This is a genomic window from Citrobacter sp. MGH106, assembly GCF_001037495.1.
In the GTDB taxonomy this organism is placed as follows: Bacteria; Pseudomonadota; Gammaproteobacteria; order Enterobacterales; family Enterobacteriaceae; genus Citrobacter; species Citrobacter murliniae.
In genome coordinates this window covers 588,048-599,905 of record NZ_KQ089823.1, presented here as the reverse complement: position 1 = coordinate 599,905, position 11,858 = coordinate 588,048, and the positions used below count along the sequence as shown (strand labels likewise).

Here is an 11,858-nt window from a genome sequence, read left to right as displayed (position 1 = left end):
CTCCTTACTCGCCGTGGATGAATAACTGTAGCGGGAAAGGAGAAGTTTGACTATGAGTCCCTGTCGGGATTATTCGGTAATTACCTTAGTCTTCATGACTAAATTGCCAGCGAGACTCAATCACCAGTGGAAGATCGACGCTGACAAATTGTGGCGTCACATTTATTGCATTCGGTGCCTGAGTGAGCGGGTTGACACAGGTTGCATCGGGCTGTTTATCAAAGACAACCAGACTTTGTGCAGCCGATGTCATCACCATGCTCAGCTTTCCTGGCCATTGTAATCTGACATGAAGATCGGCATTAAAACCAAAGCAGTCATCCCATGGACCAAGCTGCGGAGAGACCTTGTTGCCTGTCGGTAGTTCATTACTTCCAGCTTCTTCCTGCCAGTCGGCATTAAAGCTCACCCGCAATTCCTCATCTTCATGCTGCGCATCCAGGTGTTTAACAAACCAGGGGTGCCAGCCTGCTGATGCCGGAAAGGTTTCTGACATAGAACGAATTTCTAATCGCAGAATTAGCGCGTTGTCTTCTAGGGCTAGCGTTTGCAAGACCTCACCCTGCCAAGGCCAAGGCGCACCCAACGGCATACGCAGCATCAATTTATCTTTCTTATGTTCAATAATTTCCCATGATGAATAACAAGCCATACCGTGCAAAGCATGGGGGGGCTTATTAGCCGGTAAATCATACTGCTTCTCACCCACTTTCAGCGTTGCATACCCGAGGCGCCCCGCCCAAGGGACCATGGGAAAGCAGCCATATTGAAACGCCCTGCGCTGCGGTTCCCATTGCCTCAAGACTTCAAAGCCAAATGCCTGTAGCGAGGTAATTCTGGCACCATCACGCGGAAAGACCTGAAGACGGAGATGGCCTTTTTCCAGCAAAACCGGTTGGCCGATAGGCCCTGGCCAGGGGGCATCAAACGCACGCTGTAATGCTTGTTGATGTTCGGTACTCAGTTCAGTATTCATTTAATTTTTCTCTGATATTTAGGTAAGAAGTTAATTATTGTTAGCGTCATTTTTGTTGTCCGAATGTGGCTCAATAAGCCAGACGCAAATAAATGAAAGTATTGAGATAACAAACAGAAACAGTGCTACATACCACGGCTTACCGCCACCCAGAGCCAGCAAACTGGAGGCAATCAACGGGCTTAACCCGCCCAGAATGGCAGAAAACTGATAGGCAAATGACAGCCCCGTATAACGAACCCGGGTACCGAACATGCGGGTAAACAGCGTGGGCTGTACCGCAAACATCATCGTAGGCCCCAGGTTATAACCAAGGATCATGCAGCCCCAGATGATAAGAGTGTTCTTTGTGTCCAGCAGCAAGAAGAAGGGGAACGCAAACAGAATACAAAAGCCCGCCCCGAGCAGGTACATTTTTCGTTGCCCGACACGGTCAGAGATCCAGCCAATTAACGGACAACTCACAATACCAATCGCTGAAGCGATCAGCATACCGTTGAGTGGGATATCCCTTGATAACGCCAGTTGACTGGAAATATAGACAATCCCAAACGCGTTGATGATGTTCGATGAAACACTCTCTGCCAACCTGGCACCAAGCGCCAGCAGAATATTGCGCGGGTGTTTACGGAAGAGTTCAATCAGCGGAGGGGTCGATTTGGTCTGCGTTACAGCATTTTTTTGCTGTTTAAAATCCAGAGTCTCTTCGGTATGAAGTCGTATGAACATCCCCACAATTAACATGATGGAGGATAACCAAAATGGGATACGCCATCCCCAGGAAAGAAATTCCTCCTGGGTCAGGAAATGGTTACACAGTGCGAATACGCCCGTTGCCAGCATAATTCCGACTGAGGCCGCCGTTTGCGGGAGCGAACCTAAAAATCCACGCTTCGCCTCGGGAGCAGATTCAATGGTCATCAACGCCGCTCCACCATACTCGCCTCCCAAACCAAACCCCTGAACCAGACGCAAAATCATCAATATAATCGGCGCCCAGATACCAATATCCTGGTATGTTGGTATAAAACCGATTAAAAACGTTGAGGAGCCGACAATTGCTAATGTCCAAATCAGCGTTATTTTGCGGCCAACTTTATCGCCGAAATGACCAAAAACAATGCCGCCTAGTGGACGGGATAAAAAGCCCACGCCAAAGGTTGCGAAAGCGGCAATCAAACCAATAAAAGGATCACTATCAGGGAAAAACAGGGGAGCAAAGACCAGTCCTGCCGCTGTTCCGAAAATAAAAAAGTCGTACCATTCCATCAACGCTCCAGCAAAACTCCCCATGACAACACGCCTCATGGCTTTGCCGGATAGTTCTTTCCCTGGTGTATGTTCTTTTTCAGCCATAATTTTCCTCTCCGGGTCGGCGAGAAATCTGCTCAACAGAATCACTTAAAGACGGAGGATTTTTATGAGAAAGCGCGCCTACACATGCGACGCGCTTGCTTGTTATTTCTCCAGCTCAGCCAGCACCTCAGCATCTTCAGCATCAACATTTGCACCAAGTGGTTCCCACTTAATCAATACACATGTCAGAAAGCCGAGGAAAGGAACAATTGCCAGCCAATAGAATGCTTCTGTCTTTAATGCCCCCCACAACATAGGCCAGAAGATCAACCCAGCTATCGCCCCCGTACGCATAATGGCACGCGCGAATCCTACACCGGTCGGACGAATGGTTGGCGGATAAGAAAGCGTGGCGATGGTCATTCCCAGACCACCAGGGCCAGCAGAGTGGAAGAAAATAATTGCGCCCAACAACCCTAAAGAAAGCCATGGATTTGTGGTTGCCAGCGTTCCTAATGCCAGCAACGCTACCGTCACGACAGCGAATCCATACATTGACTGAAGACGTGTCCCCAGCCGCTGGAGAATAAGTGAGCCGATCAATCCCCCGGTAATTCCACATAACGCATTCACAACTGCGGAACCGCTAAGCGCGCCGGTTAATCCTCCACTCAGTATTCCCGCCAGGGTCAACGGTAAATAAACACCCACAGCGTTATATTGCCAAGCCTGCATTGTCGCCACGACGCAACCGAGGATGGTACGTTTGCGGTAACGTGAATTAAATAAGATGCCATATCCACCGTGAAACTTACTTTCTGTTTTTTCGGAGGAAATATCATTGTTTTTTGACGTGGCAGCAACGCGAGCATGGACACCATAACGTTTTGCCAGAATACCGCAGGCTTCATCATAACGTCCGACTCGCGCAGCCCACATTGCAGACTCACCAATAAAGAAGTAACGCAGGATCATGATAATGACGGCAAAAATAGCGCCAATGAAAATCCCATAGCGCCACAATTGCTCTTCAGCAATACCCGACAGCAGCAGCGGGAGCAGCACAAGATAGACAACTGTAGTTGAGACATACCAGGCCATTTGCCAGAGGTTAACTGACGAACCAGTCTTCCTGGAGGTTGAACCTCGTAGTTCCGCAACTGCGTTTGTTGCCAGAGGGAAATCAATGCCCAGGCCAAATCCCATAATCACACGGCACACTAGCACCCACCATATATTGGGGGCTATCGCGACAGCTGCTGCACCAATCGTGCACAACCCCATCCCGATGATAAATGCACGCTTTTGACCAAAGCGATTAATCACACGGTTCGCCAACAACCCACCAATCAGGGCTGCAACTAAAACAGATGCGTTGACCGTTGCCGCAAGGCCCGGTGAAATACCAAATTGCAGTGCGATATATTTGTTACCAAACCCCACCATCGCCGCCTGATAAGCATCAATAAGAATACCGCCCAGAGCGATAAAAATGATGCCGACACTGGTGTTTACTGCTGAATGTTTATTAACAATATCAATCACGTCCTGGGGACGACCGATCGAATAAGGTGCAGGACTGGTGATGTGACTCATCGCAGTATCCTTTTTCATTGTTGTAGGGTGGCGCTACCATTAAGTAGCGCCAGACAGAGGGTTATGCCATCAAGCCTCAGCAAATTGCAGCATGACTTTTATCGAGTCATTTTGCTGCGCACGTTCAAACGCCTTCGCCGCATCTTCAATCGGGAATAGATCGGTCACCAGTTCGCTGGTATCAAACCGCCCATCCGCAAGCCACTCGATTACCGCATCAAAGTCTTCCGGGATATACATGCCAGAATTCAGTAGATCACGTTCGAAACGCTGCATCATCGGGAGAGGGATTTCGCGTGGACCGCTTGGTACGCCCATACACACCACGGTTCCCCCGGCATAGACATGGGTAAAGGCATCATTCAGCGTGGCTTGCGCAGCAACAACATCGATTGCACCCGTAAAACGAGCCTGCGGATCCAGTTCCCCCGGAGCGCAAACTTCTGCCGCCCCCAGCTTTAACGACAGCGCTCGTTTGTTAGGATCAGGTTCGATGACGGTGATTTTTCCTGCCCCCATGATGCGCAGCGCCTGCACAATGGATAAACCAATGGTTCCGGCACCAATCACTAATACACTTTCCAGAGAAGCTGTCGGCATACGGCTCACACAGTGACGCGCGCAGGCTGCCGGTTCAGCAAAAGCAAGCGTCTTAAGTGGCAGGGAAGCAGGGGCAACATGACAGTTTCGCGACGGAACAATATGTTGCGATCGGGCGAAGCCCGGCGCGCGGAAACCAGCTACCTGCGGAGGTTCACACAAATTAAAGCGGCCGGCTTTACAGGCTCGACACTCCATACAGGCCATAATCGGGTCGACAACAACATGGTCGCCCGGTTTAACATTCGTCACCTCACAGCCAACCTCTGTTACACGTGCCGCTATTTCATGTCCTGGCACAACCGGGGGTTTGGCAAAGGGATGCCCCCCTTTCAGTACATGCAGATCAGAGCCGCAAATTCCGTAGAAAACAGGGGCAATGCGGACTTCCATCGGTTTAAGTTCCTGGTGCGGCAGCTCAACATATTGAGTCGTCACTGTCCCAATATCAGAAAATAGAACTTGGGTAATCTTATCCATGGTTCTGCTCCAGATTCGTTAAAAATCGGTGATTAACGCTGAGAAATACCTTCATCCACAATTTCTGCCAGACGTTGTAAACGTGGAACGGACACATCACGCAGCATAGTTTGCGGATCCTGAGCGCCAACAACCGACGCCCATACAGCACGCCCAGCCAGGAATCCCGAAGCACCACCCTTCATGGCGATGCGAACTGCGCGGCCAAAGATATCCGCATCAACGCCAGAGGAGAGAATGACCCATGGCATTTTCATTTGATCATGTAACTTTTGACATGCAGCAAGCAGGGTCTGTTCATCACCTTTGCCGCCTAATGGCATTTCCGCTTTATAGAGGTCGGCATCAGTGCAGCCAAGCTCCGCCGCAGCAGCAACAATGGCACTTTCCTTGTCAAATACCCAACCGCGACGTGGGGGACGGACGACCGGCTCAATGATGCTAACCAGCCCGGCACTACGGCATCGTTGAACAAACTCCTCCACCATGGCCAGACGTGCTTCCGCTGGTTCATCTTCGCGCCATAGCACCAACAGCTTCATCGCTTTTGCCCCCATCTCACGGGCTTTATGAGGGTCAATTGCCCTGTCGATTTCTACACTATCTACCGGGATACCATTGCCCGGGACAAAATGGTCAGCCGCCACAATCAGGCCGCATGAATCCGCTACTGCGCCCTGTGAGACAATCTGCTCGAGGCAAAATTGTTTATCGGCCAGAACCGCAGAGGCATAAGGAGACAGAATTTGGGTCGCAGCGACTTTAAAATCAGTTAATACGCTGTCAGCAACTGGTTTAGGATGCCCTGAAGCAGCAAACATCAGGCGCATAGCTTCACGCTGATCGACAGCCAGCATGGCAAATCCTCCACCAGGGCGAGAAATATCTTTCAGCGTGTATGAGGTATTGTGGGAAGACATAGTAACTCCTGTGAATGTTTAAAATTTAAAGTGAATCTGGTCGACCAGCCTGCTGACGAACCTGAGATAACAGAGCGCTCCAGTCCTGACGGCCTCTACCATTCTCACTGGCGCTGGTGTAATACGTTTCAGCAGCAATCCCCATATTGAGTGGTGCACCGGTCTGGCTGGCGACATCGACAGCAATACGTAGATCTTTCAACGCCAGGTCCACCATAAATGCCGGGGAAAGATCCCCTTTCAGCACTTTGCCAGGCCAGGTTGTCGTAAAGTGCCCCTTACCTGCGGCCGTACCGCTCATGACCTTGATTGCTACATCCAGACTCAGACCCAATGATTCGCAAAGCACTGCTGCTTCCGCTGACAAGGCATTTAGCGCGATGCTCATGTAATTGTTGATAAGCTTTACGCGGATCCCCATACCAGGCCCCCCGGCTTCTACCAACTCATTTCCCATGCACATCAAAACTGGACGCGCGCGTTCAACCTGTTCAGGTGTACCGCCCGCGAGGATCAGCAGCGTACCGTCGATAGCGTTAACGGACGTTCTGCCTACCGGAGCATCCATCATGCTGATGCCTTTCTCTTGCATTTCATTAATCAACGCATCAGTCTGCAATGGATGAATGGTGGACATATCAATAACCAGCGCATCATGAGACAGACCTTCACTCACCCCATCTTTGCCCAGTAGCACTTGCCGAACGATGTCGCCATTTGGCAGCATAGTGATAATGAATTCGGCACCTTTAGCAGCTTCGGCGGGAGTTTGGGCAGCAATTGCACCTTTTTGTACTAACTCATTAACGGCCTGTTGGTTTACGTCGAACACGCGTAAGGCATGTCCCTTTTGCAACAGATTGTTAGCCATTGGGCTGCCCATCTGACCCAATCCCAAAAATGCAACGGTAATCATGAACGGTCTCCTGTCTTAGGTTGACAAAATAATTACAAACAAAAACTCATTTCCGTCTGTTTTTGAGCATATTTGTAATTTATGACGAAAAACAAGACATACGTCACTAATTTGATCATTTATGTCATTAAAATGAACAAAAGAAGACAGGATCACACAGGACTAAACAAATATGACCAGAATCGCATGTGTTGGAATTACCGTTCAGGACCGTATTTACTCGTTAAACACGCTGCCTGACGGCGGTGGGAAATATCAGTCAAATCAATATCTGGAGACAGGTGGCGGCCCGGCAGCAACAGCGGCCGTCGCTATTGCCCGGCTCGGCGTTGACGTCGATTTTATCGGTCGGGTGGGTGATGACAGTTGTGGGAATACCTTGCTTAACGAACTTCAGGGCTGGGGGGTTAATACACAATTCTGTCGTCAGTACCCAAATTCCCGTTCATCTCAATCCGCAATATTGGTTGATCAACACGGCGAACGCATCATCGTGAACTATCCAAGCCCGGATCTCGATACAGATGCAAAGTGGCTAGAATCGATTGATTTTACTCGCTATGACATCGTTCTTGCAGATGTGCGTTGGCATGAAGGGACATTAAAATCCTTCGCACTGGCACGTGCAGCTGGTGTACAGACGCTACTGGATGCAGATATGACACCGCAAGATATAACCCCATTGGTGGCACTTGCCGACCACGCGGTTTTTTCGGCTCCAGGACTTAAGCGAATGACTGGGCAGGATAATACACAACATGCTCTAAAACTGGCTGCCGGGCGAACTGATGGTAAAGTGTACGTTACGCTTGGTGGCGAGGGGTCGCAATGGATTGAAAATGAACATATGTATCAACAGGCTGCATTTTCAGTCAATGTGGTAGATACAACCGGAGCAGGCGATGTTTTCCACGGTGCAATGGCGGTTGCTCTTGCAGAGAAAATGCCCACCGAACAAGCGATCAGCTTCGCAAGTGCGGTGGCCGCGATGAAATGTACTCAGGCTGGCGGACGAGCCGGAATTCCTAATCGTGCGCAAACCGAATCATTTTTGTCACTTTATGCGTAAAATAACCAGCAATTACGGGGAAGAAGTCCAGGAGTATTCATGAGCATCATTGAAGTCACCGGTAATCCGCGACACGATCAGCTTGTTCATTACATTACAGAACGCGGCTATATGAATATCGAAGAGCTGGCGCAGTTGCTGGATGTTTCCACGCAAACTGTGCGCCGGGATATTCGTAAGTTGAGCGAACAGGGCCTGATCACCCGACATCATGGTGGAGCCGGACGAGTATCCAGCGTCATGAATACCGCCTTTGAACAGCGGGAGTTGTCTCTTACTCAGGAAAAAGAAGCGATCGCGGAGGCGGTTGCTGACTATCTTCCTGAGCGTTGTACGGTTTTTATTACCATCGGAACAACGGTAGAGGCCGTCGCGCGGGCTTTGTTAAATCGCCGGGACTTACGCATCATTACTAATAGCCTTCGTGTTGCGCAGATCCTGTATAAGAATCAAGATCTTGAGGTAATGGTGCCTGGCGGAACATTACGTGCTCATAATGGCGGTATTGTTGGCCCTGGCGCAGTGAACTTCATTGAAGGATTCAGAGCCGATTATTTGATTACCAGCATTGGTGCCATTGAAGAAGACGGCACGCTACTGGAATTTGATGTTAACGAAGCGCTTGTAGCTAAAACTATGATCAAACATGCACGTAATACGCTGTTGGTTGCCGATCATACTAAGTTTACCGCCTCGGCTGCTGTTTCTATTGGTAATATGCGTAAAATTCGGGCATTTTTTACCGATGCTCCACCGCCAAACTCCTTCAGGCAATTGCTTGATATAGAGAATATTGAACTGGTTGTTGCTGATCAGGTGACCTCCTGATCCGTTTGATAAAAAAGCCGCTGATAATCAGCGGCTTTTTCGTATTCTTCGATATCGAAGCCTGTTACGCCTCTGCAGTTTCCAGCATTTTCTTGCGTTGGCTAATCCGTTTAACCAGCATCACGGAGACAATCGCACCGCAGAAGGCAAAGCACGCCATGATGCCAAACACGATTTTGTAGCCGATAAGACCTGGGTTTAAATCCAAAATATATCCGTACAGACTGAAGCAGAACATCGCCGGGGCGTAACCGATAAAGCTGCCCAGCGCCATTGCAGCGCCCGTCTGGTTCTCGGCAATTTTGGCTTCACCAATCGGGGCAAAGAAAACAGCGCGCTGCGTAAAGACGATCGCACCGAAGCCCAGTGTACACACCATGCCTAAATAAACCGGCATACTTTCATGCGGCAGAATCATCAGCAACACCAGAGCTACCGTGCTGATCATGAACGTATAGCATAAGTATTTACTGGGTGATTTCAGGATCTTATCCGAGATCATCCCGCCAATCGGGCCACCGACCATTTTCAGACAGTACTGGTTAATAATCCCATAAGCCCCCACCAGCGCGACCGGCAGCATATAGATGTTTTTCAGGAACGGGATGAAGAATGTTAATCCACAATAGACGGCATACACAAAGAAGACGTTGAAGGCGATTAACCAAATGGTTTTATCCTTCAATACCGATGTCATGCTGGGATTTTTCGGCGCATCTTCTGCATCCTGCACTTTTGCCACAGGCGCATCTTCTTTATCATTCAGCACAAAGAAGATAATGATCCCCACGATAATCACGATGGCAGAGTAGAACCAGATACCGGCTTTGAATCCCAGCAACCCGCTACCGAACCAGGTAAAGACGGCCAGCGCGGAAAATGCGACAACCGTATCAACAATACCGCGGCCCGTTTCGAAGAAACCAAACAATCGACCCTGTTGTTCACTATTCCCCAGACGGCTAACAGATTTTAATAGCACTGGCCAGTTCATCATGTCACAGGTGACGCCAAACAGCGCCCAGACAAAGAGGATCCCCCAATAGCCAGGCATAGAGGTCAAATAGACCCCCAACAATCCCGTGGCAATAAGAGAAAAAGACATGGTGTATTTACGTGGCAATTTATCTGCAAAATAAATAGATAAGAAAAAGCCCACGGTAGTCACAAATGAGTTCACTGACATTGCATTACCAATTTGACCATTGGTCAAATGGAAGTATTCTTGCATCGGAATATAGAACGCATCTTTCAGTGAAGGTAATTTGTAGATTGTACCGCCGCACAGCGTTAACAGGCTAAAAAGTGCCCATTTCTTTTTTGTGAGCATAGCATCCCCTAAATGATTATTTAAATCATTTGTTTTGAAAATAACAATATGACCATTCCCCTGGAATGGTTTAAGCAACCTAAAAAGAAACGAAGATTTTTTAATTAGTTAGAATATCATGTGCCTCATTTTTAATTTGTTGTAGCACACTACGCACAAATTTTAATTGTTGAATAGCATCGTTTTTTTCTTTAATTAGACGTTCTTCCAGAAGATCAGCTGCAGGCAACGGTGTTTCACTCATTTGGCGCCATGGGATCCATGGATTATCACCTTCATTTTCAAAACGAAACGCTGGAGCATAATAATCAACTTCCTCTTCCAGTCCGTAAGCCATTACCTGTGGCTTATCATCACCTAAACAGATCAGTTTGGTCAGTAGCGCCTTAAATGGCATATCTCCCTGGCCCGATGTACAGGCTTTGTGGCCCAGCCCCGCTTTTTCATTAATGATTAACGCATCTTTAATATGCACCTGAGTAATGTGCGGTGACATCGTATCTAGCGCTGTTAACGGATGTTCATTCGCATTGATCATATTTGCGAAATCAAAGAGTAAAGAGAGTGACTCCATATCGCTGTTCTGAATTAATGACACTAATTCATGGCTCTTCAAGTCTTCATGCTGTTCTAACGTAAATATCAGTCCGCTATCCTGATATCTTTCACGCAAATATTTGATATCTTGAGTTATTGTTGCAAGAACATCCTGAAGATTTCCTTCGTAGCGTGGATAAAATCTTACGGAAGAGGCACCTGTTTTTAAGGCAATAGAGACGGCCTGGTCAATGGCCTTTTTATCAGAGGAGCTGGTTTCAATATGAATATCCAGCTGCAACTTACGCGCTTTATCACCAAATGCTGACAGCTCATTGTCATTCATATTTTCCAGAGAATAACGCTCACCATCAAGAACGTGAATTTTCACGCCGCGCAGATTATTTTCATTAGCAATATCTAATAAATCATTCGGTAATATTCGCTCAAGACGCATATTTAAATGATAAGCATACGCGTGTAGATATAGGGGGAGGTTATCTACACGAGCCAGAATTTTATGTGCATTATCTTTAGTGACCATAAACGTACCTACAAGTTAATGAAGAGATCAACTGCTTCAAATCGCCAATACTCAATATCTATTTGCACGATGTTGCCATCGCTGTCGGCCCGATGTTTTTCAATAAGAATGGCAGGCATTCCAGCAGAGCCGCCAATAAATTTACTAATATCACCGGCCATTCTGACAGGTTTAAAAACCAGTTTTTTGATTACCGTTTCTTTTTTATATTCGTTTTCCCACACTGAAGAAAATGACTGACTTTCAAGCTGTTCAATAAAACCCGGAGCAACCTTCGGATTAATATACGTTTCGTGATAGAAAACCTTATGCCCTTCCAGTGCTCCCCAACCCGTTATCCGATACAGTTCATCAGACGGCGTAGCAGCTACCAGCGGAGCGGTAGCTTCAGGATAGTGAGATACCCGGCTTTTCTCGATAAATCCCCAGGAAGGCTCTCTGCCCTGCTCAAGCGCTGCGCGCTGAAAGCTTGCCGATAATTCCGGGCTGTAGTTAAAACGAGCCTGTGTGACAAACCATCCTTTGCGGTCTTTACGAAAGATTTTGGATTCAGACTCGAGGTTTAATAACGCCTGACGTAACGTCATACGCTTGATACCCAACAGCTCTCCCAGTTCTCTTTCTGAAGGGAGTTTTCCGCCCGGTGTGGTGATCCCATCTTTTAACCAACGATCTAACTTCTCTTTCGCATTTTCAACGGTCGACTGATTACTCGTCATTGTTTAATCCATTTGGTTTAAACCAGATGGTTTTATCATACGCTGAC

The 11,858-nt window shown here is 48.0% G+C and carries 11 protein-coding genes; 2 read left to right on the top strand and 9 right to left on the bottom strand.

Features of this window, described 5'->3' with window-relative positions; genetic code table 11:
• Nucleotides 1-85: 85 nt before the first annotated feature.
• The 6 genes from SK36_RS22375 to yihU all read right to left on the bottom strand — a co-directional run bounded on the left by SK36_RS22375 (nt 86) and on the right by yihU (nt 6,784).
• Entirely contained in the window at nt 86-976 is an 891-nt protein-coding gene (locus tag SK36_RS22375; RefSeq protein ID WP_048223341.1) for an aldose epimerase family protein, read from the bottom strand.
• A 30-nt stretch (nt 977-1,006) separates the two neighbouring features.
• Entirely contained in the window at nt 1,007-2,332 is a 1,326-nt protein-coding gene (locus SK36_RS22370; protein WP_048223340.1) for an MFS transporter, read from the bottom strand.
• Between the two features lie 102 nt (nt 2,333-2,434).
• Nucleotides 2,435-3,868 carry an MFS transporter gene (locus SK36_RS22365; protein WP_045449214.1) on the bottom strand — a complete coding sequence of 478 codons (1,434 nt, stop codon included), beginning with the start codon at nt 3,866-3,868 and terminating at the stop codon, nt 2,435-2,437.
• A 69-nt stretch (nt 3,869-3,937) separates the two neighbouring features.
• A complete protein-coding gene (locus SK36_RS22360; protein WP_045449212.1) occupies nt 3,938-4,948 on the bottom strand; it encodes a zinc-dependent alcohol dehydrogenase in 1,011 nt (336 codons plus the stop codon).
• A 32-nt stretch (nt 4,949-4,980) separates the two neighbouring features.
• On the bottom strand, nt 4,981-5,868 hold the full coding sequence (locus SK36_RS22355) for an aldolase (RefSeq protein ID WP_045449211.1): 888 nt from the start codon (nt 5,866-5,868) through the stop codon (nt 4,981-4,983).
• A gap of 25 nt (nt 5,869-5,893) precedes the next feature.
• A complete protein-coding gene (gene yihU, locus SK36_RS22350) occupies nt 5,894-6,784 on the bottom strand; it encodes a sulfolactaldehyde 3-reductase (protein WP_048223338.1) in 891 nt (296 codons plus the stop codon).
• Nucleotides 6,785-6,956: 172 nt separating this feature from the next.
• On the opposite strand from yihU, the gene SK36_RS22345 reads away from it, so the two are divergent.
• Both SK36_RS22345 and SK36_RS22340 read left to right on the top strand, forming a co-directional pair.
• Nucleotides 6,957-7,853: a sugar kinase gene (locus SK36_RS22345; RefSeq protein WP_045449207.1), complete on the top strand. Its 897-nt coding sequence runs from the start codon at nt 6,957-6,959 to the stop codon at nt 7,851-7,853.
• A 39-nt stretch (nt 7,854-7,892) separates the two neighbouring features.
• Nucleotides 7,893-8,681 (top strand): DeoR/GlpR family DNA-binding transcription regulator, encoded by a 789-nt coding sequence (locus tag SK36_RS22340; RefSeq protein ID WP_045449205.1) that lies wholly within the window; start codon nt 7,893-7,895, stop codon nt 8,679-8,681.
• 64 nt (nt 8,682-8,745) lie between these two features.
• Here SK36_RS22340 and SK36_RS22335 read toward each other — a convergent pair whose 3' ends face one another.
• The 3 genes from SK36_RS22335 to SK36_RS22325 form a co-directional block, all read right to left on the bottom strand.
• Nucleotides 8,746-10,011 carry an MFS transporter gene (locus SK36_RS22335; RefSeq protein WP_045449204.1) on the bottom strand — a complete coding sequence of 422 codons (1,266 nt, stop codon included), beginning with the start codon at nt 10,009-10,011 and terminating at the stop codon, nt 8,746-8,748.
• A 100-nt stretch (nt 10,012-10,111) separates the two neighbouring features.
• A complete protein-coding gene (locus SK36_RS22330) occupies nt 10,112-11,092 on the bottom strand; it encodes a sugar phosphate isomerase/epimerase family protein (RefSeq protein ID WP_048223334.1) in 981 nt (326 codons plus the stop codon).
• 8 nt (nt 11,093-11,100) lie between these two features.
• Nucleotides 11,101-11,811 carry a GntR family transcriptional regulator gene (locus SK36_RS22325; protein WP_048223332.1) on the bottom strand — a complete coding sequence of 237 codons (711 nt, stop codon included), beginning with the start codon at nt 11,809-11,811 and terminating at the stop codon, nt 11,101-11,103.
• Nucleotides 11,812-11,858: the final 47 nt, after the last annotated feature.